Source organism: Micromonospora sp. NPDC048909 (genome assembly GCF_040649635.1).
In the GTDB taxonomy this organism is placed as follows: Bacteria; Actinomycetota; Actinomycetes; order Mycobacteriales; family Micromonosporaceae; genus Micromonospora.
In genome coordinates this window covers 172,775-199,327 of sequence record NZ_JBEZFU010000004.1, presented here as the reverse complement: position 1 = coordinate 199,327, position 26,553 = coordinate 172,775, and the positions used below count along the sequence as shown (strand labels likewise).

General features: G+C 73.8%; 22 protein-coding genes. 8 read left to right on the top strand and 14 right to left on the bottom strand.

Annotated elements, in window-relative coordinates:
* Window positions 1–50 precede the first annotated feature (50 nt).
* The 4 genes from AB0C04_RS13165 (at window position 51) to AB0C04_RS13150 (ending at window position 3,505) form a co-directional block, all read left to right on the top strand.
* Window positions 51–1,763, top strand: a complete 1,713-nt coding sequence (locus AB0C04_RS13165) for an alkaline phosphatase D family protein (RefSeq protein ID WP_357052771.1) — start codon at window positions 51–53, stop codon at window positions 1,761–1,763.
* A gap of 23 nt (window positions 1,764–1,786) precedes the next feature.
* Entirely contained in the window at window positions 1,787–2,227 is a 441-nt protein-coding gene (locus tag AB0C04_RS13160; RefSeq protein ID WP_357052768.1) for a MarR family transcriptional regulator, read from the top strand.
* Between the two features lie 224 nt (window positions 2,228–2,451).
* A complete protein-coding gene (locus tag AB0C04_RS13155) occupies window positions 2,452–2,940 on the top strand; it encodes a universal stress protein (protein ID WP_357053688.1) in 489 nt (162 codons plus the stop codon).
* A 43-nt stretch (window positions 2,941–2,983) separates the two neighbouring features.
* A complete protein-coding gene (locus tag AB0C04_RS13150; protein WP_357052765.1) occupies window positions 2,984–3,505 on the top strand; it encodes a DinB family protein in 522 nt (173 codons plus the stop codon).
* A 4-nt stretch (window positions 3,506–3,509) separates the two neighbouring features.
* Here AB0C04_RS13150 and AB0C04_RS13145 read toward each other — a convergent pair whose 3' ends face one another.
* The 3 genes from AB0C04_RS13145 to AB0C04_RS13135 all read right to left on the bottom strand — a co-directional run bounded on the left by AB0C04_RS13145 (window position 3,510) and on the right by AB0C04_RS13135 (window position 8,310).
* The gene (locus tag AB0C04_RS13145; RefSeq protein ID WP_357052762.1) at window positions 3,510–4,130 is read right to left on the bottom strand and encodes an HAD-IA family hydrolase; all 621 of its coding nucleotides are present in this window, start codon (window positions 4,128–4,130) and stop codon (window positions 3,510–3,512) included.
* Window positions 4,130–7,744 (bottom strand): chromosome segregation protein SMC, encoded by a 3,615-nt coding sequence (gene smc, locus AB0C04_RS13140; RefSeq protein ID WP_357052759.1) that lies wholly within the window; start codon window positions 7,742–7,744, stop codon window positions 4,130–4,132. Before smc ends, AB0C04_RS13145 begins: the two co-directional genes overlap by 1 nt.
* 371 nt (window positions 7,745–8,115) lie before the next feature.
* Window positions 8,116–8,310 (bottom strand): hypothetical protein, encoded by a 195-nt coding sequence (locus tag AB0C04_RS13135; protein ID WP_350869634.1) that lies wholly within the window; start codon window positions 8,308–8,310, stop codon window positions 8,116–8,118.
* 372 nt (window positions 8,311–8,682) lie between these two features.
* Between AB0C04_RS13135 and AB0C04_RS13130 the strand changes: the two genes are divergently transcribed.
* The gene (locus tag AB0C04_RS13130) at window positions 8,683–10,089 is read left to right on the top strand and encodes a CAP domain-containing protein (RefSeq protein WP_357052755.1); all 1,407 of its coding nucleotides are present in this window, start codon (window positions 8,683–8,685) and stop codon (window positions 10,087–10,089) included.
* Between the two features lie 113 nt (window positions 10,090–10,202).
* Window positions 10,203–11,045 carry an endo alpha-1,4 polygalactosaminidase gene (locus AB0C04_RS13125; RefSeq protein ID WP_357052752.1) on the top strand — a complete coding sequence of 281 codons (843 nt, stop codon included), beginning with the start codon at window positions 10,203–10,205 and terminating at the stop codon, window positions 11,043–11,045.
* A 126-nt stretch (window positions 11,046–11,171) separates the two neighbouring features.
* Here the strand turns inward: AB0C04_RS13125 and AB0C04_RS13120 are convergent, their stop codons facing one another.
* The 9 genes from AB0C04_RS13120 to rsmD all read right to left on the bottom strand — a co-directional run bounded on the left by AB0C04_RS13120 (window position 11,172) and on the right by rsmD (window position 19,175).
* The gene (locus AB0C04_RS13120; protein ID WP_357052749.1) at window positions 11,172–13,388 is read right to left on the bottom strand and encodes an MMPL family transporter; all 2,217 of its coding nucleotides are present in this window, start codon (window positions 13,386–13,388) and stop codon (window positions 11,172–11,174) included.
* A gap of 233 nt (window positions 13,389–13,621) precedes the next feature.
* Window positions 13,622–14,479, bottom strand: coding sequence for a bifunctional DNA-formamidopyrimidine glycosylase/DNA-(apurinic or apyrimidinic site) lyase (gene mutM, locus AB0C04_RS13115; RefSeq protein WP_350869628.1), 858 nt, complete (start codon window positions 14,477–14,479; stop codon window positions 13,622–13,624).
* Entirely contained in the window at window positions 14,472–15,359 is an 888-nt protein-coding gene (rnc, locus tag AB0C04_RS13110) for a ribonuclease III (RefSeq protein ID WP_357052744.1), read from the bottom strand. The genes mutM and rnc overlap by 8 nt, the downstream gene beginning before the upstream one ends.
* Entirely contained in the window at window positions 15,356–16,348 is a 993-nt protein-coding gene (locus tag AB0C04_RS13105; RefSeq protein ID WP_357052741.1) for a phosphate acyltransferase PlsX, read from the bottom strand. The genes rnc and AB0C04_RS13105 overlap by 4 nt, the downstream gene beginning before the upstream one ends.
* Before the next feature lie 114 nt (window positions 16,349–16,462).
* On the bottom strand, window positions 16,463–16,636 hold the full coding sequence (gene rpmF, locus AB0C04_RS13100; protein ID WP_088646032.1) for a 50S ribosomal protein L32: 174 nt from the start codon (window positions 16,634–16,636) through the stop codon (window positions 16,463–16,465).
* 5 nt (window positions 16,637–16,641) lie between these two features.
* Window positions 16,642–17,205: a YceD family protein gene (locus AB0C04_RS13095; RefSeq protein WP_350869621.1), complete on the bottom strand. Its 564-nt coding sequence runs from the start codon at window positions 17,203–17,205 to the stop codon at window positions 16,642–16,644.
* Between the two features lie 110 nt (window positions 17,206–17,315).
* Window positions 17,316–17,813 (bottom strand): hypothetical protein, encoded by a 498-nt coding sequence (locus AB0C04_RS13090; protein ID WP_350869620.1) that lies wholly within the window; start codon window positions 17,811–17,813, stop codon window positions 17,316–17,318.
* A gap of 313 nt (window positions 17,814–18,126) precedes the next feature.
* Entirely contained in the window at window positions 18,127–18,615 is a 489-nt protein-coding gene (gene coaD, locus AB0C04_RS13085) for a pantetheine-phosphate adenylyltransferase (RefSeq protein WP_350869618.1), read from the bottom strand.
* Entirely contained in the window at window positions 18,612–19,175 is a 564-nt protein-coding gene (rsmD, locus tag AB0C04_RS13080; RefSeq protein ID WP_357052736.1) for a 16S rRNA (guanine(966)-N(2))-methyltransferase RsmD, read from the bottom strand. Before rsmD ends, coaD begins: the two co-directional genes overlap by 4 nt.
* 312 nt (window positions 19,176–19,487) lie before the next feature.
* Between rsmD and AB0C04_RS13075 the strand changes: the two genes are divergently transcribed.
* Both AB0C04_RS13075 and AB0C04_RS13070 read left to right on the top strand, forming a co-directional pair.
* Entirely contained in the window at window positions 19,488–20,996 is a 1,509-nt protein-coding gene (locus AB0C04_RS13075) for a cell wall anchor protein (RefSeq protein WP_357052733.1), read from the top strand.
* 324 nt (window positions 20,997–21,320) lie between these two features.
* Entirely contained in the window at window positions 21,321–22,424 is a 1,104-nt protein-coding gene (locus AB0C04_RS13070; RefSeq protein WP_357052730.1) for an LPXTG cell wall anchor domain-containing protein, read from the top strand.
* Window positions 22,425–22,495: 71 nt separating this feature from the next.
* Here the strand turns inward: AB0C04_RS13070 and recG are convergent, their stop codons facing one another.
* Window positions 22,496–24,754, bottom strand: coding sequence for an ATP-dependent DNA helicase RecG (gene recG / locus AB0C04_RS13065; protein ID WP_357052727.1), 2,259 nt, complete (start codon window positions 24,752–24,754; stop codon window positions 22,496–22,498).
* A complete protein-coding gene (locus AB0C04_RS13060) occupies window positions 24,751–26,361 on the bottom strand; it encodes a DAK2 domain-containing protein (RefSeq protein WP_357052724.1) in 1,611 nt (536 codons plus the stop codon). Before AB0C04_RS13060 ends, recG begins: the two co-directional genes overlap by 4 nt.
* Window positions 26,362–26,553 lie beyond the last annotated feature (192 nt).

Sequence of the window (26,553 nt, the reverse complement as noted above, 5' to 3'; positions counted from 1 at the left end):
CCGCCGGCCGGGTAGTAAAGATGAAGTCCGCTCATCTCGGAGGTCCCGCCATGCCCGCCGCACACCTGCTCATCGGCCCCTTGCTGCGCCGGGTCGTCGGGACGCGGGCCACCGTCTGGGTCGAAACCGACGCGCCGGCGGTGGTCACCGTCCGTACCGCGGCGGGCGCCACCGGCACCGCGCCCACCTTCACCGCGTACGACCATCACTACGCTCTGGTGGTGGTGGAGGGGCTGACCCCGCAGAGCGCCACCAGCTACGAGGTGCTGCTCGACGACCAGGTGGTGTGGCCTGAGCCACGTTCCGGGTTCCCGCCGAGCGTGATCCGCACCCGGGCCGCCGACGACCGGGAGCAGCCGGTCCGGCTGATCTTCGGCTCCTGCCGGGAGACCACCCAGCACGCCACCACCCGCAAGCTGCCGCCGGACGCGCTGGACGCGTACGCCCGGCGGTTGATGGCCGACCCCGAGCCGGGCGCGCTGCCCGACCTGCTGGTGCTGCTCGGCGACCAGGTCTACGCGGACGTCACCTCGCCCACGGTGCGCCGGCTGCTCAAGCGGCGCCGGCGCCGGCCCCGGGGCGCCCCGGCCGACCAGGTGGTGAGCTTCGACGAGTACACCAAGCTCTACCTGGAGTCCTGGCGTGACCCGGAGATCCGCTGGCTGCTCTCCACCGTGCCGAGCGTGATGATCTTCGACGACCACGAGATCATCGACGACTGGAACACCTCCGCCAGTTGGCGCGACGAGGTGCGCCGGCAGCCGTGGTGGGCGGAGCGGATCGCCAGCGGGCTCGCCTCGTACTGGGTCTACCAGCACCTGGGCAACCTCGCCCCGGACGAGATCGCCGCCGACCCGATCTTCGCCAAGGTCAGCGCGGCCGAGGACGCCACCGGCGTGCTGCGCGAGTTCGGCCACCGGGTGGACCAGGAGGCCGAACTCGCGCACGACACCGAGCGGTGGCGCGCGGTGCAGTACCAGTGGAGCTACGCGCTCGACGTGGGGCGGACCCGCCTGGTGATGCTGGACAACCGATGCAGCCGGGTGCTCGACCCGGACAACCGGGCGATGCTGCCACCGGGCGAGTGGTCCTGGTTCCTCGACCAGGCGCACGGGGTCTACGACCACCTGGTGGTCGGGGCCTCGCTGCCCTGGCTGCTGCCACCGGGCATCCACCACGTCGAGGCGTGGAACGAGCGCCTGGCCGACTCCGGGCGGCCCTGGGTCGCCCGGTTTGGTGAGAAGCTGCGCCGGGCGCTCGACCTGGAGCACTGGGCCGCGTTCCGCCGGTCGTTCGAGGCGCTCGGCGCGACCTTCGCCCGGATCGGCAGCGGCGCTCCCGGCGCGCCGGGCGACCGGGTGGGCGCCGGCCCGGCGTACGCCCCGCCGGCGTCCATCAGCGTGCTCTCCGGCGACGTGCACCACTCGTACGTGGCCCGGGCCCGGTTCGACGACCCGGCGGTGACCACCCCGGTGCACCAACTCACCTGCTCGCCGATCCACAACCAGGTGCCGGCCGGGATACGCCCGCTGATGCGGCTCGGCTGGTCCTCGGGTCCGGCAGCGGCCACCCGGGCGCTGGCCCGCTCGGCCGGGGTGCGCCGGCCCGGCGTGCGCTGGCGCAAGCTGGCCGGGCCGTACTTCGGCAATGCGGTGGCCACCCTGGAGCACCAGGGCCGCTCCGCCGAGGTGACCATCGAGGGCACCACCAGCGACGGCCACCTGCGCCCGGTGGTGCGCCGCCGGCTCACCGGCGCACGCTGAGCCGGCCCCGTACTCTCTACGCCGTGGAGGAGCAGCAGGCGGAGATCCTGCGGGCGGTCGAGCACGAGCTGACCGCCCTGCTGCGGCGCGGCCGGGCGGTCTCCTGGGAGGTCGCCCGGGAGGTGCACCCCAACCTGGAACCGAACGCCTACGGCCTGCTGCTCTGGCTGCGCCGGTGCGAGTCGGTCCGGCTGACCGACCTGGCCAGCCGGCTCGGCATCGGCAAGGGGACGCTGAGCCGGCAGATCCGCGGGCTGGAGACGCTCGGCCTGGTCCACCGGGACCCGGACCCGAGCGACCGGCGGGCCGCCCAGCTGAGCCTCACCGCGGAGGGGCAGCGCCGGTTCGACGCGGCACGGGCCGCTCGGATGAGGCACATCCGGGACACGCTGGAGAGCTGGCCGGCGCAGGACGTGGCGGAGTTCGCCCGGCTGCTGGGCCGCTTCAACGACGCCTGGTCCTGACCTCCCCCACCGCGCGTCCTGCCCCCTCGCACGGCAACCGTCGTTCCCTGTCGCACGGCCTCACGGAATCTCGCATCGGCAGGTTGTTGCTCCAGGCAACCAGGACTAATCTGAAACAACTCTCGGGGTTGACGGCGGTTCGCTACCGATGGGCGCCGCCGCCGATCCGAGCGATAGTGGTGGGACCGCACCGGCGAGCAGAGCTGAGAGAGGCGGCCATGAGCCTGGGAGCACCGGATCGCGAGGAGTACGGTCCGGAGGCCCGACCTCTGCCGTTCGAGCGCGGCACCGACGGGCCGAGGGTGGTGCTGGTCGGTGTCGACGGCACCCGCACCTCCGCCCGGGCCGGCTGGTACGCCGCCGGCCTGGCCCGCCGGCAGGGCGCGGCGCTCGTGGTCGTCTTCGTCAGCGCCCCGAACGGGCTCGTCGCGATGATGCCGGGCGTGGACGCCGGGGCCGTGCGGCGGACCCAGGACGAACTCGCCGCCGAGCTGCGCGAGGAGATCCGGCGCGGCGCCGAGGAGCTGGGCCTGCCGATCACCTTCGTCTGCCGGCACGGTGACGCGTACACCGAGCTGCGGGACGCGGCCGACGAGTTCCAGGCGGACCTGGTGGTGGTCGGCGCCTCCGAACAGGCCGGGCACCGGCTGGTCGGCTCGGTGGCCACCCGGCTGGTACGCACCGGCCGCTGGCCGGTCGTCGTGGTCCCCTGATAACCGGTCGCCAGTTGTCAGACCTTCCGGCGAGGATGGCCCGATGACCTGGAGAGCACCGGAGATCACCCGGACCCCCGAGCCCTACGTCGGCGACGAGCGCACCATGCTGGAGGGCTGGCTCGACTACCACCGGCAGACCATCCTGCTCAAGTGCGTCGGGCTGACCGCCGAGCAGCTGAAGACCCCCAGCGTCGAGCCGTCCGGGCTCACCCTGCTCGGGCTCGTCCGGCACCTGGCCGAGGTCGAGGCCTGGTGGTTCCGGGAGAACTTCGCCGGCCAGTCGGTCGACTACCCCTACTACACCCTTGAGCACCCGGACGCCGACTTCGACGTCAGCGCCGCCGACCCCGAGGCCGACTTCGCCATCTTCCACCGCGAGCTGGCGCTGGCCCGGGCCGCGGCGGCCGGCCGCTCGCTCGACGAGACGTTCACCGAGGTGAGTCCGAAGGGCCGGCAGTTCAACCTGCGCTGGGTCTACACGCACCTGATCGAGGAGTACGCCCGGCACAACGGCCACGCCGACCTGATCCGGGAACGGATCGACGGCCACACCGGCGAGTGACCCCTCAGTACTCCAGGGCGGCCCGCAGGTAGCGCAGGTCGCCGGGGCCGCCCCAACGGTGGGCGGAGAGCCCGGCGGCCCGGGCGCCGCCGACCGACCAGTCCTCGTCGTCGACGAAGAGCACCCGGTTCGGCGGCGTGGCGACGGCCTCGCACGCCGCCCGGAAGTACTCCTTGGCCGGCTTGTTCACCCCGAGCCGGTACGAGCTGACCACCGCGTCGAACTCGTCGGTCAGGTCGAGCGCGGCCAGGTCGGCGTCGAGCAGGTCGGTGGCGTTGGTGGCCAGGCCGACCCGGATGCCGCCGGCCCGCGCCTCCCGGAGGAAGCCGAGCACCTCGGTGTCCACCTCGCCGCGATAGCGCTGCCACTCCTGCACCGCCGCCAGGGCACGCTCCGGGCCGCCGGCGGGCTCGGCCAGGGCGTCAGCCACGCTGCTCATCCAGTCGGCGTGGCTGACCTGCCCGGTGAGCACCGGCTGGAGGCGCCCCCACTGCATGGCGATCTCGGTGAGCACGCCGTCGGCGAGGCCGTAGCGCCGCTCCACTCCGGCGGCCACCGCCGGGTCCCAGCGCCGCAGGACGCCATCGAAATCCACCAGGAGCGCCCTCGCGCGTTCCCGAGCCACTAGCCGTTCTCCTCGCCGCGGCCGAGCCGCTCGTTCTCTCCGTCGGCCCGGTTGAGCCGCTGGCTGATGACCTGGGTGACGCCGCCGCGCATGGTCACCCCGTAGAGCGCGTCGGCGACCTCCATGGTCCGCTTCTGGTGCGTGATGACGATCAGCTGGCTCTTCTCCCGCAGCTGCGCCAGCAGCGTGATGAGCCGGCCGAGGTTCACGTCGTCGAGCGCCGCCTCCACCTCGTCCATGATGTAGAACGGACTGGGTCGCGCGCGGAAGATCGCCACCAGCATGGCCACCGCCGTCAGCGACCGCTCACCGCCGGAAAGCAGCGACAGCCGCTTGATCTTCTTGCCCGGCGGGCGGGCCTCCACCTCGACGCCGGTGGTGAGCAGGTCCTCCGGGTCGGTGAGGATCAGCCGGCCCTCGCCGCCGGGGAAGAGCACGGTGAAGACCTGCTCGAACTCGCGGGCGGTGTCGGCGAAGGCGCTGGCGAAGACCTCCAGGATCCGCTCGTCGACGTCCTTGACCACGGTGAGCAGGTCGCGACGGGTGGCCTTGAGGTCCTCCAGCTGCTCGGAGAGGAACTTGAAGCGCTCCTCCAGCGCGGCGAACTCCTCCAGCGCCAGCGGGTTCACCTTGCCGAGCAGGGCCAGCTCCCGCTCCGCCTTGGCGGCCCGCTTCTCCTGCACCGGCCGCTCGTAGCGGACCGGCTCAGGCACCGGCAGGCCGTCCCGCTCGGCGATGGCGACGTCCGCCTGCGTCGGCGGAACAGGCTGCGTCGGGCCGTACTCGGCGACCAGGGTCTCCACGTCCAGACCGAAGTCCTCGGCCGCCTTGCCCTCCAGCTGCTCGATGCGCAGCCGCTGCTCGGCGCGGGCCACCTCGTCCCGGTGCACCTGGCTGGTCAGCCGCTCCAGTTCGGCGCCGAGCCGCTTGGCGGCGCCGCGTACCTCCTGGAGCTCGGCCTCCCGGGCGGCGCGCGCCCGGGCGACCTCGTCCCGCTGCTCCTCGGCCGTGGCGATCGAGGTGCTCAGCCGGCTGAGCGCCTCCCGCGCACCGCCGGCCACCGCCCGGGCGATCTGGGCGCCCCGGGTCCGCGCCGCCCGCCGGGCCGCGGCCCGCTCCCGCGCGGCGCGCTCCGCGGTGGCCTGCCGGCGCAGCGAGTCGGCCCGGCCGGCGATCGAGGAGACCCGCTCCTCGGCGGTACGCACCGCCAGCCGGACCTCCATCTCGTTCTGCCGGGCCTGCGGCACCATCGCGGCGAGCTGGTCCCGATCCTCGGTGGAGGGCTCGGCGTCGACCGGGGTCTCCTCGGCCAGCCGCAGCCGTTCCTCCAACTCGGCGAGCGTCAGCAGGTCCCGCTCCCGGGCGGCCTCCGCGCGGGCCCGGGACTCGCCGAGCCGATCGGTCTCCGCCTTCGCCGAACGGGCCGCCGCGCCCAACTCGGCCAGCCGCCGGGCGGCGGCGTTACGGTGGCTCTCCGCCTCCCGCTTGGCCGCCGCGGCGTGCTGCACCGCCTCCTTGGCGGCAGCCACCTCGGCCCGCGCCGCGACGAGCTGGTCACGCAGTTCGGCGGCGGTCCGCTCGGCCGTGATCCGGTTCGCCCGGGCCTCCTCGACGGCCGCCTGCACCTCGATGAAGCTGGGCGCCTTGGCCGACCCCCCGGCCGCCGCGTACGCCCCGACCACGTCACCCTCGGGCGTGACCGCCCGCAGCTCCGGATTGCCGCTGACCAGCTCGGCCGCCGCGGCGAGATCGTCGACGAGCACCACGTCGCGCAGCGCCCGGTGCACCGCCGGGCGCAGTTGCTCGGCGCACTCCACCAGGTCCGGCGCCCAGCGCGCGCCGTCGGGCAGCTTCGGGCGCAGCGCGTCGGCCGAGCCGTCCATACCGGGACCGGCGGGACCGCCGACCAGCAGGCCGGCCCGACCGGCGTCGGAGATCTTCAGCAGCCGCATCGCCTCGACGGCCTCGTCCACCCCGGTCACCGCGACCGCGTCGGCCAGACCGCCCAGCGCGGCGGCGAGGGCGGCCTCGTGCCCCGGGGCGACGGTGAGCAGCCCGGAGAGGCTGCCGAGCAGGCCCGGCACCTCACCGGCCCGGGCCAGCAGGGCGCCCGCCCCGTCCTTGCGGCGCAGGCCGAGGGCGAGGGCCTCCTCGCGCGCCTTCCAGCTGGCGGCGTCCTTCTCGGCGGCACGCTCGGCGTCGGAGAGGGACCGGACGGTTGCCTGGGCCCGCTCCTGTACGGCCACCGCCTCGTCGTGCCGGGCGTCCAGGTCGGCGTTGTCCCGGTCCGCCTCGCTCGACTGCGCGGCCACCGCGTCCAGGTCGGCCTGGGCCTTCTCGGCCCGGGTGAGCGCATCGGTGTGCGCGGCGGCTAGCCGCTCGATCTCCTCCCCGGCGCTGGTGGTGCGGGCTCGGGCCGAGTTGACCTGGCCGGTCAGCCGGGCCATCCCCTCCCGCCGGTCGGCGATCGCCTTGGCCGCCGCGACCAGTTCCCGCTCGGCCGCGGCGAGCTGCCGCTCCAGCTCCTGGCGGTGCTCCACCGCCTCGGCGAGCCGGATCTGGTCGTCGGTGAGCGCGCCGCGCAGCTCCTCCTCCTGCTCGCGGACCCGCTCGGCCTCGGCCTCCAGCTGGTCCGGGTCGCGCCCGGGCCGCTCGTCGTCGCCGGCGGCGCTGAGGTGACGCAGCCGCTCCCGGGCGAGCTGCTCGATCGAGCGGAACCGCTCCTGCAGGGCGGAGAGCTTGTACCAGGTGTCCTGGGCGGCGGCGAGCAGCGGCGCGTCCTCCGCGAGGGCTGCCTCCAGCTCACCGAGGCGCGCCTGCACCTCGGTGTGCTCGGCCTCGACCTGCTCGCGCCGCTCCCGCAGCGCGGTCTCGTCGGCGATCTCCCTGTCCAGGGTCGCGCGCAGGGTGGCCAGGTCGTCGGCGAGCAGCCGCAGCCGGGCGTCGCGCAGGTTGGCCTGGATGGCGGCGGCCCGCCGGGCCACCTCGGCCTGCCGACCGAGCGGCTTCAGCTGGCGGCGCAGCTCGGTGGTGAGGTCGGTCAGCCGGTTGAGGTTGGTCTGCATCGCGTCGAGCTTGCGCAGCGCCTTTTCCTTGCGCTTGCGGTGCTTGAGGACGCCCGCCGCCTCCTCGATGAACGCCCGCCGGTCCTCCGGCTTGGCGTGCAGCATGCCGTCGAGCCGGCCCTGGCCGACGATGATGTGCATCTCCCGGCCGATGCCGGAGTCGGAGAGCAGCTCCTGGATGTCGAGCAGCCGGCAGGTGTTGCCGTTGATCTCGTACTCGCTCTCGCCGGAGCGGAACATCCGGCGGGTGATCGAGACCTCGGTGTACTCGATGGGCAGCGCACCGTCGGTGTTGTCGATGGTGAGGGTGACCTCGGCCCGGCCCAGCGGCGCTCGACCGGCGGTGCCGGCGAAGATGACGTCCTCCATCTTGCCGCCGCGCAGCGCCTTGGCGCCCTGCTCGCCGAGCACCCAGGCGATGGCGTCGACGACGTTGGACTTGCCGGAGCCGTTCGGACCCACCACACAGGTGATCCCGGGCTCCAGCTTGAGCGTCGTCGCGGAGGCGAAGGATTTGAAGCCCTTCACCGTCAGGCTCTTGAGATGCACCTTCTCGATCCTCGTCCGGTGGCCGCCGTACCGTCGCCGGCTGCGCGGACCTGGTGAACTCGCAGACTAACCCGGGACCCCCCGGGACCCACCACGCGACCCGCCCCGGTCGCCGCCGTTGGGCGGTCCCGGGGCCACCGGGGCCGGCCCGACGAGAACGCCGCGCGCTGCCCGGCGGCAAAGGCGGGCATCGTTCATACGCGCACCCGGCGCACCGTTTCCCGGGCGTCCCGGTGCAGTTCCGCACCGCGTCACCGCAAGATCGAAAGAATGGCGACCGGGGAAAAGGGGTGGAAACAGAGCTGCGCGCCGGCACAGAGGTGTCGGCGCGCTTTTTCTGGTGGTGCGATTCAGTTTTTGCGACCCGAAGATCAGGTAAGCGCGGGCTCGGCGAGTCGGAGCAGATCGTCCGCCTCGGTAGCGGCGGCGGCGAGCCGATCGTTCTCGGCACGCAACCGCGTGAGCTCGAACTCCAGTGCCTGAACCCTGGCACGCAGTCGGGTGACCTCGTCGAGCAGACGCCGGTCGGGCGCTGCACCTACGTGGCCGTAGAGGGCCTTCGCCATTTTGAACTCCTTGATATGCGCTGCCGGAAAGGCCGGCCAACGCGCGCCCACGTGTTCGCGACTGCCATTCCAGCTGTATCTGGGCATGACCGGGCGCGACTGGCGACACCTATATATTGAGCCGCAAACCCCCTCTTCGTCAAGTTCTCGCAGGCCGTAGATCATCTCTACGTCGGCCTGTCCACTCGCCGGGGGCTGCCACAAGGGCACGGACACGCTCTGTCCGGACGCCCTAACTGTACGCCTCCAATGCGGGGAAGTCCGCACCCGCGCGTCCGGGTTCGCTTTAACTCTTCCTTAGCCACGTTGCCGCAGGTCGCGGCGCGCCCGTAGCGTCAGCCCGGCCCGCAACCGACCCCTGGAGGCCAAGGCGTGTACGGCTGGACCGACCCGAACGACCCGGATGCCGCCGCCCGGCGTGCCGAGCCGCCGCGTGACGAGCCGGCCTGGCTGAGCGACCGCCCGGAGCCGCGCTCGGCCTACCTGTTCGGCGACGACCCCGAGCAACCGGCCGAGGAGTGGCACCGCGACCAACCGACGCAGGGTTGGTCCGGCCAGCCCACGGATGGATGGCGTGACCAGCCGACCGGCCAGTGGTCGGCGGAGCCGAACCGCCAGTGGTCGGCGGAGCCGAACCGGCCGTGGGCGGACAACCTCACCGCAGGCCGATCCCCCGAGCCGACCAGCGGCACCTGGTCCGCCGAGCCGGCCACCGGCACCTGGTCCCCCGAGCTGGCCAGCGGGAGCTGGTCCGCCGAGCACACCACCGGGAACTGGGCGGCCGATGCGGCCACCGAGCAGTGGTCCGCCGAGCCGAACAGGCAGACCTGGGCGGCCGAGCCGGCGACCGGAGGCTGGTCCGGCGAGCCGGACGGCGGCTGGTCGGCCGGGCACCCGGGCCACGGTCCGGCGTACGGGGACCGGGCGGCCGACGCGCTGACCGAGGCCGGGCCGTACGGTGCGCCGACCGCCCCGGTCGCGGCGGCCGGGCAGCCCGACGCGGAGCAGGCCGGCAGCGAGGGGCGGCACCGCTCGCCGCGCCGGTTCCCGCGCCCGCTGCTGATCGGCGGCGCTGCCGCGGCGGCCACCCTGGTGGTCAGCCTCGGCGTCGGCGCGCTCGCCCTGCCCGGCGGCGGCGGCGAGGCGGCCGACCCGACCGCGGTCGACGACACCGTCGCCACCGCACCGGAGCTGACCACCGACGAGACGGCTCCCGGCCAGGCGCTGGTGGCACCCTCCCCCACCGCCTCGCCCACCACGGCCCGCCCCACCCCGTCGCCCAGCCGGACCAGCAAGTCCACCCCCGCGCCGTCGCGGACCACCGCGCCGTCCCGGCGCAGCGAACGCAGCAGCGCGCCGAGCAGCACCGGCACCAAGGCCCCGCTGAGCGGCAACGTCAGCGCCCAGGCGCGCGAAGTGGTGGACCTGGTGAACGCCGAGCGGGCCAAGGCCGGCTGCAAGGCGCTGAGCATCGACGACAAGCTGATGACGGCGGCCCAGCGGCACAGCCAGGACCAGGCCGACCACCAGAACATGTCGCACACCGGAAGCGACGGCAGCGACTCCGGCGACCGGCTCGACCGGGTGGGCTACGCGTGGCGCACCTACGGCGAGAACGTGGCCTGGAACCAGAAGACGCCGGCCGCGGTGATGGACGCCTGGATGAACAGCTCGGGGCACCGGGCCAACATCCTGAACTGCGCATTCACCGAGATCGGGGTGGGTATCGCCAGCAGCAACGGGCCGTACTGGACGCAGGTCTTCGCCGCGCCGCGCTGACCCGGGCGAGTCGTCGGCGGGTCCGCGCTCGTTTCACCCGGTGAGGTACGCCGGCGTGGGGGCGGCGTACCGGTGGGGGCGGCGGGGCGCCGCCCGGGACCCGGGAGCTGCCGATGCGGATCCGGCTGCGGCGACGCGCCGTCCGGTGCCGGCTGCGCCGGGGTCTCTCGGTCGGCGCCGCGCTGCTCCTGCTGACCCCGGTCTACGGCTGCCGGGTGGAGTTCACCCCGCCGGGGGCGCCCACCCCGTGGCCGGCCGGGTCGGCCCGCCACTGGCAGTGGCAGTGGCAGCTCACCGGCCCGCTCGACCCGGACGTCGACGCGGACGTGTTCCTGCTCGACCCGGTGCACACCACCGCCGAGGAGACCGCCGAGCTGCGCGCCCGCGACCGGCGGCTGATCTGCCAGGTGCACGTCGGTTCGGTGCTGCCGACCGACCCGGACGCGACCCGGTTCCCCGGAACCGCGATCGGCGCGGCCGGGCGTCGCCCGCAGAGCCACTGGCTGGACGTACGGCAGTGGGACGCGATCCGACCGGCGCTGGCCGACCGGTTCCGGCTCTGCCGGGGTAAGGGGTTCGGCGCGGTGGCTCTGGCCGACGCGGACGGCTACCTGCACCGCTCGGGTTTCCCGCTCGACTTCGACGAGCAGTTGGGCTTCAACCGCCGGCTGGCCGCGCTCGCCCGCTCCCTGTCCCTCTCCCCCGGGCTGGTCAACGACGTGCCCCAGCTCGCGGCGCTGGCCCCGGACTTCGACTTCGCGGTCAACGAGGAGTGCGTGCGGCTGAACCTCTGCGCCAAGCTGCTGCCCTTCACCGACGCGGGAAAGCCCGTCTTCCACGTCGAGTACACCGGGTCGACCGCCGACTTCTGCGTCACCACGGTCGGCTACGGCTTCGCCTCCATCCGCAAGCAGCGCACGCTCGACGCCTGGCGGCTCAGCTGCCCGCTGCCGTGACCGCTCCCGCCGCCGTGCAACCGGACCCAGCCTGCTCGCCTGCGCCGTCGACATCGTGGCGTGCCCCGGCACTGTGCGGGATGACCGGGGCCGGACCGCAGCGCGCGGTCCGGCCCCGGCACCGGTTCAGCCGACCGGCACCAGCTCGTCCGCGGGCGCCGGCGGGTCCGTCGGCGTCGCCGCCGGCTTGGGGCGCAGGAAGCGCGGCGCCCACCAGTTCGCCTCGCCGAGCATGGTCATCAGGGCTGGCAGCACCACCGCGCGGATGATGGTGGCGTCCAGCAGGATCGCCGCGGCCAGGCCGATGCCGAGCTGCTTCATGTCGATCGTGCTGAGCGTCGCGAAGATCGAGAAGACGCCGACCATGACGATCGCCGCGCTGGTCACCACCCCGGCCGACGAGGTGATGCCGTACGCCACCGCGTCCCGGTTCGACATTCCGGCGCGGATCCCCTCACGGATCCGGCTGACCACGAAGACGTGGTAGTCCATCGAGAGGCCGAAGAGCACCACGAACAGGAAGAGCGGCAGCCAGGAGACGATCGCCCCCATCGAGGTGAAGCCGAGCAGGTCGTCCGCCCAGCCGCCCTGGAACACCAGCACCAGCAGCCCGTACGCGGCGCCCGCGGAGAGCAGGTTCAGCACGATCGAGCTGACCGCCACCACCACCGACCGGAACGTCAGCACCATCACCAGGAAGGTGAGCACGAGCACGAAGCCCATGACCAGCGGCAGCTTGTCCCGCACGTGCCCCGCGTAGTCCTCGCTGGCGGCGACCCCGCCACCGACCGCGTACTCGGCGCCGGGGATGCCCCGCAGCTCGGCCGGGACCAGTTCGTCCCGGAGCCGGTGCATCGAGTCGACCGCCTTGTCGTCGCGGCTGGCGTAGGGGGTGGCCACCTCCAGCACGGAGACCCGCCGGTCGTCGGAGACCTGGATCTTCGGGCCGTCCGCCTCGACGGGGGCGAAGAGCGGGTCACCCCCGGCGCGGCCGGCGAGGTCGGTGAGCGCCGCCCGCACCCGGTCCGCCTCGGCCGCCGGTGCCCGTACCGCCACCGTGTGGCTGGTGCCGTTGCTCGGGAACGCCTCGGTCAGCCGGTCGTACGCCTGCATCGCCGGCGTGCTGCGCGGCAGGTCCTCCATGCCGGGGAACTTCAGCTTCATGCCCAGCGCCGGGGCGGCGAGCGCGAGAAGCAGGCCGACCGAGATGACCAGGGTCGGCACCGGCGCCCGCAGCGCGGGGCGGAGCACCGCCGGCCAGAAGCGCGGCGCCGGCTCGCCCGGCCGGCCGGTACGCGGCGCGGTCAACCGCCACAGCAGCGGCACCCGGGGGCGGTCGACCCAGCGGCCGAGCTTGGCGAGCAGCGCGGGCAGCACGGTCAGCGAGCCGGCCACCGCGACGGCGACCACCAGGATCGAGCCCACCGCCAGGGAGGAGAAGACCGCGTCGCCGGCGAGCAGCAGCCCGGCCATCGAGATGATCACCGCGAAGCCGGAGACCACCACGGCGTGTCCGGACGTCTCCGCGGCGATCTCGACCGCGTCCAGGCCGGAGCGGCCCTTGGCCCGCTCCTCGCGCTCGCGGCGCACGTAGAAGAGCGAGTAGTCCACCCCGACCGCCATGCCGATCAGCAGGATGACGCTGCTCGTGACGTCCGTCGACGGCACCAGGTGGGAGGCGAGGGTGGAGAGGCCCATCGCGGCGGCCACCGAGGAGAGCGCCAGCAGCACCGGCACGCCGGCCGCGATCAACGCGCCGAACGCGATGATCAGGATGGCCAGGGTGACCGGCAGGCTGAGCAGTTCGGCGCGCTTGAAGTCCTTGCCGAGGGTGTCGTCGAGCGCCTTGTTGATCGACGGCCCGCCGACCTGTTCGACGCGCAACTGCGGGTGGGCGTCCTGGACGCCGGCGGTGGCGTCCCGCAGTGGCTGCACCCGGTCACTGGCGGTCTCCGGATCGCCGGACATGGTGATCGGCAGCAGCAGGGCCGAGCCGTCCCGCGCCGGCACCGGCTGCCCCACCCCGGCCACTCCGGTCACCGACCGCAACCGGGCCGCCGCGTCGTCGGCCGCCGCCCGGGCCGCCGTCTGGTCCAGCGTGCCGGCACGCGGGGTGATCAGGACGTTCTCCACGGCCGGATCGTGGAAGTCACCGGCCGACACGATCAGCCCGGCCCGGCCGGACTCGCCGATCGCCTGATCGGACTCGGTGGCCTCGTTGAGGCCGGCGGCGCTGCCCCCGACGAAGCAGACCGCCACGAACACCACCCAGAGCGCGATCGCGCGCCACGGATGTTCGGCGCTCCACCGCGCCAACCGGACCGTCACCGGTCTTGCCCCCATCGCGGGTCCCCCTGTCAGCTCAGACCTAGGTCAACGGTGCTGACGCTAGGGAGCTGACGAGACCCGGACATCCGGGAGCATCCCCGGCTCGTCCCGGGTGTGCACCCCGGCGGGGCGAGCGGTCCGCCGGAGCACGGAACCAGGCCGTCACCGGCCGAATCGGACGATCACCGGGGAGGGCCCCGGAGCGGCCCGGGCCGACGCGCGGGGCGCGCCCCCGACCCGACTCAGGGTCATCCCCGGACGGACCCCCGGGGCCGGGGCTGACAGCGGGGGCAGCTGTAGGAGGAGCGGTTCATGAACGGCTCCCGGCGGATCGGCGCGCCGCAGCGCCGGCACGGCTCGCCTTCCCGGCCGTAGACGTTGAGCGCCCGGTCGAAGTAGCCGCTCTCGCCGTTGACGTTGACGTAGAGGGCGTCGAAGCTGGTGCCGCCCTCCTTGATCGCCTCACCCAGCACGTCGCGGACGTGCCCGAGCAGCCGCTGCGCGGCCGGGCCGGTCAGCGCGTCGGTGGGCCGGGTGCCGTGCAGGCCGGCCCGCCAGAGCGCCTCGTCGGCGTAGATGTTGCCCACCCCGGAGATCAGCGTCTGGTCGAGCAGCGCCCGCTTCACCTCGGTGCGACGCCGCCGCAGCGCGGTGACGAACGCCGCGTCGGAGAACTGCGGGTCCATCGGATCCCGGGCGATGTGCGCGATCTCCGCCGGCAGCTCCGCGCCGCCCTCGCTCACCGCCAACCCACCGAACGTGCGCTGGTCGACGAAGCGCAGCTCCGGGCCGTCGTCGGCGAAGCGGAACCGGATCCGCAGGTGCGTCTCGTCGGGGGCGTCGGCTGGTTGCAGCAGCAGCTGACCGGACATGCCGAGGTGCCCGACCACCGCGTCGCCGCTGTCCAGCGGCAGCCAGAGGTACTTGCCGCGACGACGTACGTCGAGCACCGTCTGGCCGGTCAGCACGTCGGCGAAGTGCTCGCCGCCGGGCGTGTGCCGACGGACCGCGCGGGGGTGCCGCACCTCGACGCTGGCGATCCGGCGGCCGATCACCCACTGCGCCAGCCCCTGCCGGACGGTCTCGACCTCGGGCAGCTCAGGCACGTGCGGAACCCGATCCGTCGGCAGGTGCGGCGTCGACCGCACCGGCGTCGATCGCACCGGTCCCTCCGGCCGGGCCGTTGCCGTTGCCGCTGGCTCCGTCGGCCGGGCCGGCCCCGTTACCGGTGGCGCCACCGGGCCGAGCCGGGCTGGCCCCGCCGTCGGTCTGCTCGGTCTGCTCGGTGAGGGTCCGCCAGGCCGCCTCGGCGGCCCGCTGCTCGGCCTCCTTCTTGCTGCGCCCCTCGGCGCCGCCGTAGCGGTTGCCGGCGACCACCACCCAGGCGGTGAAGGTCTTGAGGTGGTCCGGGCCGGCGCCCTCGATCCGGTACTCGGGCACCCCCAGCCCGAGCGCCGCAGTCAGCTCCTGGAGGCTGGTCTTCCAGTCCAGCGCCGCGCCCCGGCCGGCCGACTCGGCCATCAGCGGGTCGAAGAGCCGGTGGATGACGATGGCGGCGGTGTCCAGGCCGTACTGGAGGTAGATCGCCCCGAGCAGCGCCTCCAGGGTGTCGGCGAGGATGCTCGCCTTGTCCCGGCCGCCGGTGGTCTCCTCGCCCTTGCCGAGCAGCAGGTAGGCGCCGAGCCCGTCCGGGCCGAGGCCCCGGGCCACGTCGGCCAGGGCGCGCATGTTGACCACGCTGGCCCGCAACTTGGCCAGCTGCCCCTCGGGCAGGTCCGGGTGGTTGTGGAAGAGCGCGGTGGTGATCACCACGCCCAGCACCGAGTCACCGAGGAACTCCAGCCGCTCGTTGGTGGGCAGGCCGCCGTTCTCGTACGCGTACGAGCGGTGGGTCAGCGCGCGTTCCAGCAGCTCGGGGTCGAGCGTCACGCCGAAGGCGGCCTCGAGGTGACCGACGGACGCCCGCCGCCGCTTGTCGTTGCTCATGGTGTGGCTACCTCGGTGTCGGTGGGGCGGTCGGTGCGGTCGTGGTCCGTCGGGGCAACGCCTGCGAGCAGGGCGGCGACGGAGTCGGTGGCGCGGCGCCGCCAGAGGTGGGCGGCGAGCGCGATGCCGGAGGCGACGTCGTCGGCACCGGCGGCGCCGTGGCAGACCACCACGGTGCCGGCGACGCCGAGCAGGGCGGCCGCCCGGGGTGCGCCGCCGCCGGCGGGAGGACCGCCGGCCATCGCGTACGCGCCCTCGATCGCCTTGAGCAGCACGTTACCGGTGAAGCCGTCGGTGACCACCACATCGGCGCGCGCGCCGCCCGAGACGTCGTACCCCTCGACGAGGCCGACGTAGCGGGCGTCGCAGGGCAGCGGTTCGGCGGCGAGCACGGAATCGGCGGCCCGGCGGACCCGGTCGCCCTTGCCCGCCTCGGTACCGACGGAGAGCAGCCCGACCCGGGGCGCGACGACGGCGTGCGCCACCGCGGCGTAGGCGGCGCCGAGTACGGCGTGCCGGGCGAGGGTGGCCGGACGGGGTTCCAGGGAGCCGCCGACGTCGAGCAGCACGACCGGACCGGCGACCGCGGGAAGCGTGGCGACCAGGGCCGGCCGACGCACGGCCGGCCACCGGCCGAAGCCGAGCGCGGCGGCGGTGACGGTGGCGCCTGTCGAGCCGGCGGAGACCACGGCGTCGGCGATGCCGTCGCGGACGGCGGTGACGGCGGCGCGCACGGTGCTCTCGGCCCGCGCGGCGCTCGGGTGGTCGGCCATCCCGACCGCGTCCCGCACCGGCCGCACGGTGATCCGGGCCCGCTGGGCCGGGCCGAGGGCAGCGATCAGCCCGTCGGCGACCTCGACGGGGCCGACGAGCAGCAGGTGCAGATCGGGGTCGGCGCGCATGGCCCGCAGAGCGCCGTCAACCACGACGGCGGGAGCATCGTCCCCGCCGAGGAGGTCAACGGCGATCCGCGCGGTGCCCGGCTCCATCGGAACGCCGGCCGGAGCAGGCCGGCCGGCGTCGGAGGGAGCCGGGGCACCGGGCGTGTGCCAGGGTGCGCGCGCCGCCCGACCAGGGGTCGGGGGCGTCACTCGGCGTCCAGGTCAGACCTCGAGAACCTGGCGGCCGTTGTACGTGCCGCAGACGGAGCACGCGGCGTGCGGCAGCTTCGGGGACTTGCACTGCGGGCACGCGACGGTCGCGACCACGGCCGCCTTCCAGTTCGCCCGGCGGGACCGGGTGTTGCTGCGCGACATCTTGCGCTTGGGGACGGCCACGGTTCTTACTCCTCTTTACGGGTCAGTTGCGACAGGCCCGCCCATCGCGGGTCGATCTGCTGGTGACTGTGGTCGGCCGGCAGATCATCCCAGTGCGCCCCGCATTCGGGGCACAGTCCTGGGCAGTCCTCCCGGCAGAGCGGGTTGGTCGGCAGCGTGAGCACCAACGCGTCCCGCAGCGCCGGCTCCAGGTCGATCAGATCGCCCTGCATCCGGCCCACCTCGTCCTCGTCGGTCGTGACGTCCGTGGTGCTGTTCTCGTACGCGTACAGCTCCTGGATCGTCACGGCCATCGAGTCGTTGATCTCGCGCAGGCAGCGGCCGCACTCGCCCCGGACGGGACCGGTGATGGTCCCGGAGACGAGCACACCCTCGGACACCGACTCCAACCTCAGGTCGAGGTCGAGGTCCGCGCCCTCCGGCACGCCGATCAACTCCACACCGAGGTCTGCCGGTGCCGGCGCGACCCGCTTGACCGTACGCAACGCGCCAGGCCGACGCGGCAGGTCCCTCGTGTCGAGGACCAGCGGCGACCTGGGGTCGAGTGTCGATGGCGAGTGTTTGGGCATAGTCAGACTCCGGCCGGTGAGAGGCCGACAAAAAAGGTTACCTGGGCGACCGCCGGACCGTCGAACCGGGGGCGACGCCCGCCTTTGCATGCCGGCTGGTGAGGTGCCGCTCAGAAGGGTAGCGGGCGTTCCGCCTCATCCCCAGCGAAGGTGCCGATCTCCCGCAGCGCGTGCATCTTGTCCCGGCCGCGCTCGATCGAGGCGAGCGCGCGGGTCAGGAACTGCTCGAAGTTGGCCAGCGCGGTGTCGACGTAGTCGTCGACCTCCTCACGCAGCCGCTGGGCCTCGGCCCGGGCCTCGGCGATGATCCGCGCGCCCTCGTGCTCGGCGGAGACGGTGATCTCGTTCACCGACACCAGCCGGGCGTGTTCCGCCTCACCCTCGCTGATGATCCGGTCCGCCTCGCGCTTGCCGGCCTCCATGATCTTGTCGCGCTCATCGAGGAGCGCGGCGGCCCGGCGCAGGTCGGCGGGGAGTTCGGCGCGCATCTCGTCCAGGGCCGCGATCATCTCGCCTCGGTCGACCATGCAGTTGTTCCGAGACATCGGGACGGAGCGGGCCTGCTCCACCATGGCGATCAGTTCGTCGATGCGATCGAGCGGGTCCACCGGTACCTCACTCCTGTCGTTCTTCTCGGCCGACCTACATGATGCGGGCTACGGCCGGGTTCCCGCTCCACTCATCATCTCGCGCAGCGCCACCCGGCCACCCTTCCCCCTCGACACGGCGCGTCGCGCGGCCCGGCGGGGGTCGGTCGGCCGCGCGGCGGGACGCCCGGATCATCCTGACCCGGGCGACTCGACGGGGGTGCCGCGCTGGTGGCGTTCCTGGCCGGCCGCGCCGGTGGGCGCCGGTCGGCAGGCCCGGTCCGGCCCGGTCAGCGGGGGGGCCGGGTCGGCGGGGCCGGTCGGATCGGCCCGGTCAGTGGCGCGGCGGCGGCGAGAGCCGCGCCTGGAGTTCGGCGCGGACCCGGTCGGGCACGTGCGCCGAGATGTCCCCGCCCCACTTGGCGACGTCCTTCACCAGGCTGGAGGAGAGGAACGAGTAGAGCGGGTTGGTCGGCATGAAGAGCGTCTCGACCCCGGCCAGGCCGATGTTCATCTGCGCCATCTGAAGCTCGTAGTCGAAGTCGCTGACCGCGCGCAGGCCCTTGATCAGCACGCTCGCCTGCTGGGCCCGGCAGAAGTCGACCAGCAACCCGCGGAAGGACTCCACCCGGACGTTCTCGTACGAGGCGGTCACCTCGCGGAGCATGTCGATCCGCTCCTCGACGGTGAACAGGCCGCTCTTCGACTGGTTCACCAGCACGCCGACGATCACCTCGTCGAAGAGCCGGCTGGCCCGGCCGATGATGTCGAGGTGTCCGTTGGTGACCGGGTCGAACGAGCCGGGACACACCGCACGTCTCATGATCGGCGACCGTACCAAAGGGTGGTCTCCCCGTAGCGGCGGCTGCGCTCGCCGGTGACGCCCCGCACCCAGTGGAGCGGGGCGCCCCGGCTGGAGCGCTCCACCACGACGAGCGCGTCGGGCGCCAGCCAGCCGCGATCCACGAGCGCGGTCAGCACGGCGGTGATCTCGTCGTCCGGCACCGCGTACGGCGGGTCGGCGAAGACCACGTCGTAGGGCTCCCCCTCGGGGCCGGCGGCCAGCACGGTCGCCACCTTGCCGGCGACCAGCCGGGCGGCGGGCGCGGCGCGCAGCGCGGCGACGTTCTCCCGGATCACCCGGGCCGCCCGGGGGTCGGACTCGACCAGCAGCACGTGTTCGGCGCCCCGGGAGAGCGCCTCCAGCCCGACCGCCCCGGAACCGGCGTAGAGGTCGGCGAAGCGGGCGCCGACGAGATCCTTCTCGGCCTGCACGGCGCTGAACAGCGCCTCCCGGACCCGATCGGAGGTGGGTCGGGTGCCGGCGCCGGGTGGCGCGGCGATCCGACGTCCGCCGAGCGCCCCGGCCACGATGCGGGTCATCGTCTGCACCTGCTCATGCCTCCGACGCTACGCGACCTCGCGCGGGCGCCGGCCGACACCGCCGGTACGGTCCGCGCAACCGCAAGATCACCCCTCGTATATCAATGATCTCAAATCCATAACATCAGTCTTAGCGGATGCTGAGCGCTGTAACGACGGCGGCGTAATCGCTAGGGTCTGCCGGGTGCCGATGACCTGATATCGGCTCACAACACGCGGAGGCCCGTACCGGACGTGCTCCACGCTCGCAAGCGACCGTCCAGCCGCCTCCCGTGTAGACACCCCTGACGCTTCTTCACCCCGGGAGTACGCGTGATCCGTCCCAAGCTGTCGCTCCGGCGACCGCTGGCCGTCCTGGGGGCCGCTCTGCTCGGCCTCACCGGCGCCTTCGCGCTGGCCGCCCCCGCCAGCGCCCACCACACCACCATCACCGGCACCGTCGACTGTGACCAGCTCACCGGCGAGCGCGTGATCACGTGGAAGGTCGAGAACAGCGAGCGCGACAAGGCCGTCACGCTGATGAACGTGACCGCGGAGCCGGCCACCCCGGTGAACCTGGCGATCGAGAGCGCCGAGCCCGTCCTGCTGGAGGGCGCGGTCATCGACAAGGCCGGCACCGTCAACGCCGTCCAGCGGGTGCCCGGCGACACCGCGAGCGCCAAGCTGACCATCCACGGCAAGTGGAAGCAGAACGGCCAGGAGGCGACCAACGAAGGCAGCATCACGCTGTCCGCCGACAAGCCGTGCACCCCGGCGCCGAAGTGCGTGGACGCCAGCCAGGCGAAGTACAGCCACACCTTCGACGGGCCGAAGGGCACCGCGACCGTCAAGCTCGACGGTGACCTGCCGCTCTGCGGTGAGGCGAAGCAGCCGTTCACGCTGGTCTCGTACTTCGCGCCGCGGCCGCAGTTCGCCACCCCGCAGTACGTCTACGGCACGCCGGACAGCGACTGGATCGGCGGCACGAAAACCGAGATCGAGCTGAACGTCGAGATCCCGAACTGCCACACCCAGGTCGACCTGATCTGGGGCGACGCGGACGAGGTCATCGACCCGCTGGCCGAGGGCGGCAAGCGCTACGGCAACATCAAGCTCGGCTCGCCGGGCGCTCCGGGCAACCGCTCCACCGGCCCGGACGGCTGGTACAACGGCGGCGACAAGAGCTGCACCACCCCGGCGTCCACCTTCGCGTCCAACTGCGACGGCACCGTCACGGTCTCGCTGAGCAACGACGGCAAGATCAGCAAGTACCCGGTCGAGTTCGAGGTCAAGGGCGAGAACGGCTGGTCCAAGAAGGTCACCGTCGAGCCTGGCAAGGCCGACAACGGCATCGTGGTGCCCGCCGAGAACGCCGGCAAGGTCGAGGTTCTGGTCGACGGCAAGGTGATCGACAAGGGCACGTACTCGTGGCAGCGCCCCGAGGACTGCCCGCTGCCCACGGTGACCACCAAGGCGGACTGCAAGAACTTCACCCTGACCGCGACCAACCCGGAGGGTGGCATGCCGGTCAAGGTGGAGTTCACCTACGGCGGCAAGACCGAGACCCGCACCGTCGAGCCGGGCAAGTCCGAGTCGGTGACCTTCAAGGCCGGCAAGGACGAGAAGGCGCTGGTCGCCCTCCCCGAGCTGGACCTGGAGCTGGAGGCCGTGTACGCCCCCGAGGGTGAGTGCGGCGGCGGCGGGGCCGGCGGCGAGGAGCCGGGCCTGCCGGTGACCGGTGCGGCGGCCGGCGGCATCGCCGCGGGCGCGCTGGCCCTGCTCGCCGTGGGCGCGGTGCTCTTCGTCATCGCGCGTCGGCGTCGGGTGACCTTCACCGCCTGATCCGACGGCGTGTGAACGCCTGATCCAACAGCGCCACGGGCGCGTCGACCGACCGGTCGGCGCGCCCGTGTCGTTTCCGCGTCCACCGTGGCCCGTCCACCGCAGAGCGCGCCCTCGTCGACTTCGAGGCGGGCCGGAGCGGACGGGTCACGATTCGGCCACGGGAGACGACCTCCGGGACCGCACGGGACCGCGCGGATGCGCCCCTCGTGGTTACCGTCGGGCGACGAACCGGCCATCCGTGAGTCGCATGGCCGTCGATCCCTCACCCGCACCGGCCTGGCCGGCTCTTTGCGTCAGGCACGTCCGACGGCAGGAGAGTCCATGAAGAGGCATCGAACGCTCTGGCGCCGCCCGCTCGCCGTTCTCGGCGCGGCGGTGATCGGCCTCACCGGCGTGGTCGCCCTCGGCGCCCCGGCCAGCGCCCACCACACCGCGGTCCAGGGCGAGGCGAGCTGCGTCGACGGCAGCTACCAGGTCCGGTGGACGGTACGCAGCGAGAGCACCCCGCCGGCGGCGACGAGCTTCCGCTTCGTCGCCGTCGACACCGCACCGGCCGGCACCGCTGTCGGCGCCATCACCCCCAGCCCGGAGAACGAGTTCCCGCACCCGGTCGGCGAGCCGGTGATCGGCGTGCAGACCGTGCCCGATGACGCGACCGAGGCCCGGCTGGCCGTACGGGCGCAGTGGAACAACGGCCACACCGAGGATCAGGCCGGCGAGGGCGTGGTGGCGCTCGCCGGCACCTGCGGCACGAAGGACCAGCCGGGCGGGCCGACCGCCAGCTTCACCTCGATCTGCGCGAGCGCGATCGACGTGCGCCTGACCAACCCGGCCAAGGCGCCCGCCGTCGAACTCCTGCTCGCCTCGATCCCGGCCGGCGGCGCCGCCCAGACGGTGCCGCTCGCCCCCGGCGAGAAGAAGGACGTGCGCTTCCCGGTCGAGGGCTGGGACGGGGTCAGCGTGACCGTGGCGGGCAGCACCGAACCGCTCGCCACCTATCTCTGGACGGACCCGGGCAACTGCGCCCTCGCCAACGTGACCACCCGCTCCACCTGCGACACCTTCACCCTGTTCTTCGCCGACCCGCCCAACGGCGACACCTGGACGGTGACCTTCTCGCCGACGTACGGCAAGGCCCGCAAGCGGGTCGTCAAGCCGGGCCAGACGATCGAGGAGACCTTCGATGGCAGGGAGGGGCAGGCCGTCGTCGCCGAGTACGACTACTGGGACCCCGACGGTGACTACTTCGGCCCGTGGGAGTGGGAGCAGCCCGCCGACTGCGGCGGCGGCGGAGCCGGCGGCGGCGCGCTGCCGTTGACCGGCGCCTCCACCGGCGGCCTCGCGTCCGGCGCCGCCCTGCTGCTGCTCGCCGGCGCGGGCCTGTTCCTGGTGGCGCGTCGTCGCCGGCTGCGGTTCACCGCCTGAGCGGAATCGAAGCGATCCGAGGGCGCGTCGGCCAGCCGGTCGGCGCGCCCTCGGCCGCTACGCCCACGGTGTCAGCCCTTCTCCAGGTACTCCGCGCGCTCCTCGTCGACCAGCGCGGCCACCGAGGCGGCCAGGGCCGGCTGCCGGACCAGCTCCGGGTCCTCCTCGACCAGGGCGATCGCCTCCGCCCGGGCGTCCCGGATCAGATCCGTGTCGCGCAGCAGGGACAGCAGCCGCAGGTGCGAGCGGCGACCGGACTGGGTGGCGCCGAGCACGTCGCCCTCCCGACGCTGCTCAAGGTCGAGCTCGGCGAGCTTGAAGCCGTCGGTGGTGGAGGCGACCGAGTCGAGCCGTTCCCGGGCCGGGCTGCCCTCCACCGCCTCGCTGACCAGCAGGCAGAGCCCGGCCGCCGAGCCCCGGCCGACCCGCCCGCGCAGCTGGTGCAGCTGGGAGACGCCGAACCGGTCGGCGTCCAACACGATCATCACGGTCGCGTTCGGCACGTCCACCCCGACCTCGACCACGGTGGTGGCCACCAGCACGTCGAGCTGGCCGGCGGCGAACGACCGCATCACCGCGTCCTTCTCGTCGGCGGGCAGCCGGCCGTGCAGCACCCCGATCCGCAGCCCGTGCAGCGGACCCTCGGCGAGCAGCGGCGCCACCTCGGTCACCGCCAGCGGCGGTCGGCGGCCGTTGTCGTCCTCCCGGGGCGGCTCCTCGTCGCTCGCCGGGCCCGGTTCGAAGTCCGGCGCCTCCGCGCTGGCCGCTCCGGCCCCGGACCTCGAATCGCCGATCCGCGGGCAGACCACGTACGCCTGGTGCCCGGCGGCCACCTCCTCGCGGAGCCGGCGCCAGGCCCGGTCCAGGAAGGCCGGCTTCTCGGCGGCCGGCACCACGTGCGAGGCGATCGGCGAACGCCCCCGGGGCAGTTGGGAGAGGGTGGACACCTCGAGGTCGCCGTAGACGGTCATCGCCACGGTGCGCGGGATCGGGGTGGCCGTCATCACCAGCACGTGCGGTGGCTGGTCGGCCTTGGCCCGCAGCGCGTCGCGCTGCTCGACGCCGAACCGGTGCTGCTCGTCGACCACCACCAGGCCCAGGTCGGCGAAGTCGACGCCCTCGTAGAGCAGGGCGTGGGTGCCGAGCACGATGCCGGCACGGCCCTCGGCGACCTCGGCGAGCGCCCGGCGGCGGGCGGCCGCGCCGAGCGAGCCGGTGACCAGCTCCACCCGGGTGGCGTGTTCGGCGGCGTCCAGCTCGCCGGCGCGGCCCAGCGGACCGAGCAGGTCGAGCATGCCGCGGTGGTGCTGGGCGGCGAGCACCTCGGTGGGCGCGAGCAGGGCCGCCTGTCCGCCGGCGTCCACCACCTGAAGCATCGCGCGCAACGCGACGACCGTCTTGCCGGAGCCGACCTCGCCCTGCAGGAGCCGGTGCATCGGATGCGGGGTGGCCAGGTCGACGGCGATCTCCTGGCCCACGTCGACCTGGCCGGAGGTCAGCTCGTAGGGCAGCCGGGCGTCGAACGCGTCCAGCAGGCCGCCCGCGCGCGCCGGCCGGGGGCGGGCCGGCCAGTCGGCGGCCCGGTGCTTGCGCTGCACCAGGGTCAGCTGCACCGCGAACGCCTCGTCCCACTTGAGCCGGTGCCGGGCCCGGTAGAGCTCCTCCTTGCTGGACGGCCGGTGGATCTCGCGTAGCGCGGTGCCCAGCCCGACCAGGTTGCGGCTGGCCCGCACGGTCGCCGGCACCGGATCCTCGGGCGGGGTGACGGTGTCCAGCACCACCCGGACGCACTTGGCGATCACCCAGGTGGGCATGGCCGCGGCGGCCGGGTAGACCGGGATCAGCGCGCCGGCGAACTCCTCGATCTCCTCGCTGGCCGCCGCCTCGCCGTCGCCGCCCTCGCCGAGCAGCACGTATTCCGGCCCGTTGAGCTGGCGCTTGCCCCGGAACTCGGTGACCTTGCCGGCGAACAGCCCCCATCGGCCGGGGCGCAGCTCCCGTTCGCGCCAGGCCTGGTTGCCGAAGAAGGTGAGGGTGAGCAGGCCGCCGGAGCCGTCACCGACGGTCACCTCGAGCAGGTTGCCGCGGCGCTGGCGCATCGGCCGCACCGCGGTGCGCTGCACCTGCGCCAGCACTGTGACCTGCTCGCCGACGTCCAGCGACCGGATGTCGGTGTGCTCGCCGCGCTCGTCGTAGCGGCGCGGGAAGTGGTAGATCAGGTCGCCGGCGGTGTGCAGATCGAGATGGGCCGCCAAGGCCTTGGCGGTCTTCTCGCCGACCAGCTTCTTCAGCGGCGTCTCCACCGTGGCCGACTCGCTCGGCTCGCTCATTCGACCCCCACCAGGAGCGGGTAGTGCGGTTGCCCGCCCGGGTATGCCTGCACCTCGACGAACGGCCAACGTTGCCCGACGTGGGCGCGGACCGCGTCGACGAGGCCGGCCGGGGCGTCCACCCCGGAGATCAGGGTGACCAGTTCGCCACCGCCGCCGAGCATCCGGTCGACCATCGCGACGCAGGTGTCGACCAGGTCGGTGCCGATCAGGTGCACCTCCCCCTCGACCAGGGCGAGCACGTCGCCCGGCCGGCAGGGCCCGGCGACGGTCAGGGCCTCCCGGCCGGCGTGGCAGACCTCGGCGTAGCGGCAGGCTCCGGCCGCCTCGGCCATCGCGATGACGTCGTCCTCGAAGCGTCGCCCCGGGTCGCGGACCGCCAGGGCGGCCAGCGCCTGCACCGGGGACCGGGTGGGCACCACACTGACCTTGACCCCCAGCCGGTGCGCCTCCTTCGCCGCGGCGCTCGCGACGGCCTGGGTGTTCGGGTCGTTGGGCAGCACCACCACGCGGGTCGCGCCGGTGGCCCGGATCGCGTCGACCAGTTCGCCGGTGGACGGGTTGCCCGGCACCACCGTGGCGCCCTCACCACCGAAGAGTTCGGCGATGCCGGCGCCGGGGGCCACCACGACGGCCGCCCGGGCGTCCGCCGGCAGGGCCGCCGCCGGCGGCTGGTCGGCGAAGCGGGTCACCGAGATCCGGTGCGGTCGGCCGGCGACCACGCCCGCCTCGACGGCCGCGCCGACGTTGTTGACGTGCACGTGCACGTTCCAGGTGGGCTCCGGTCCGACGCCGTCACCGACGATCACCAGGGAGTCGCCCAGGCCGGCGAGCACGGCGCGCATCCGGTCGACCGCCTCCACCCCGGCGTCGAGCAGGAACTGCACCTCGTAGGCGTACCGGTCGGAGCCGGTCTCCCGCGGCGCGACGGCCGGCCCGGCGGCGGACGGGGGCGCGGGTGAGACCCGCGCCACCCGCTCGCCGGTGACCACCTCGACCAGGGCGTCGAGCAGCAGGCAGAGGCCCCGGCCGCCGGCGTCGACCACGCCGGCGCGGGCCAGTGCCGGCAACTGCTCGGGGGTATGCGCCAGCGCTGCCGCCGCCTCCTCGGCCGCCGCCCCGGCCACGGCGCACAGGTCGTCGGTGTCCGCCCGCTCGGCGCCGGTGGCCGCCGCGGCCACCACGGTGAGCAGGGTGCCCTCCACCGGCTGGGCGACCGCGGTGTAGGCGGCGACGGTGGCGTCGCGCAGCGCGGCGGCCAACTCCCGGCCGCGCAGCGCCGGCACGGCGCCGGCCGCGTCGGCGAAACCGCGCAGGATCTGCGAGAGGATCACGCCGGAGTTGCCCCGGGCGCCGAGCAGCGCGCCCCGGGCCATCAGCCGCAGCGCGTGCCCGTGCGCGGTGGTGCCGCCGTCGGGGAGGGTGTCCAGGTCCATCGCGAGCGCCTGCTGCGCCGAGGTCAGCGTGAGCACCAGATTGGTGCCCGTGTCGCCGTCGGGCACCGGGTAGACGTTGAGCTGGTCGATCTCGGCCTGATGCCGTTTCAGGGCGGCCAACCCGCCCGTGCACCAGCGGCGCACCGCGGCGGCGTCGAGGGTGTCCAGCACGGCGAGAAGCCTACTGGCGCGCGCCGACACCCGGCGGCCTCGCCCGGCGTGTCCGGGGCCCTGGCCGCCCGCTCCGGGGCCCGCGCTACCCTCGCCGGACGGCCCCGCCCCGGCAGGAGAGCGCGGGACGAACCGGCCGGCCGGCCCGGGCACGCGGCCCGGTTGGGCAGGACGCCTGGTCATCGGGTAACC

What these genes read in the sequence shown, in the direction of transcription:
- AB0C04_RS13165 (WP_357052771.1), top strand. Translation starts at nt 51, where the DNA reads ATGCCCGCCGCACACCTGCTCATCGGCCCCTTGCTGCGCCGGGTCGTC.
- AB0C04_RS13150 (WP_357052765.1), top strand. Translation starts at nt 2,984, where the DNA reads ATGACCTGGAGAGCACCGGAGATCACCCGGACCCCCGAGCCCTACGTC.
- AB0C04_RS13135 (WP_350869634.1), bottom strand. Translation starts at nt 8,310, where the DNA reads ATGGCGAAGGCCCTCTACGGCCACGTAGGTGCAGCGCCCGACCGGCGT.
- AB0C04_RS13125 (WP_357052752.1), top strand. Translation starts at nt 10,203, where the DNA reads ATGCGGATCCGGCTGCGGCGACGCGCCGTCCGGTGCCGGCTGCGCCGG.
- AB0C04_RS13120 (WP_357052749.1), bottom strand. Translation starts at nt 13,388, where the DNA reads ATGGGGGCAAGACCGGTGACGGTCCGGTTGGCGCGGTGGAGCGCCGAA.
- rnc (WP_357052744.1), bottom strand. Translation starts at nt 15,359, where the DNA reads ATGAGCAACGACAAGCGGCGGCGGGCGTCCGTCGGTCACCTCGAGGCC.
- AB0C04_RS13105 (WP_357052741.1), bottom strand. Translation starts at nt 16,348, where the DNA reads ATGGAGCCGGGCACCGCGCGGATCGCCGTTGACCTCCTCGGCGGGGAC.
- AB0C04_RS13095 (WP_350869621.1), bottom strand. Translation starts at nt 17,205, where the DNA reads ATGCCCAAACACTCGCCATCGACACTCGACCCCAGGTCGCCGCTGGTC.
- coaD (WP_350869618.1), bottom strand. Translation starts at nt 18,615, where the DNA reads ATGAGACGTGCGGTGTGTCCCGGCTCGTTCGACCCGGTCACCAACGGA.
- rsmD (WP_357052736.1), bottom strand. Translation starts at nt 19,175, where the DNA reads ATGACCCGCATCGTGGCCGGGGCGCTCGGCGGACGTCGGATCGCCGCG.
- AB0C04_RS13070 (WP_357052730.1), top strand. Translation starts at nt 21,321, where the DNA reads ATGAAGAGGCATCGAACGCTCTGGCGCCGCCCGCTCGCCGTTCTCGGC.
- recG (WP_357052727.1), bottom strand. Translation starts at nt 24,754, where the DNA reads ATGAGCGAGCCGAGCGAGTCGGCCACGGTGGAGACGCCGCTGAAGAAG.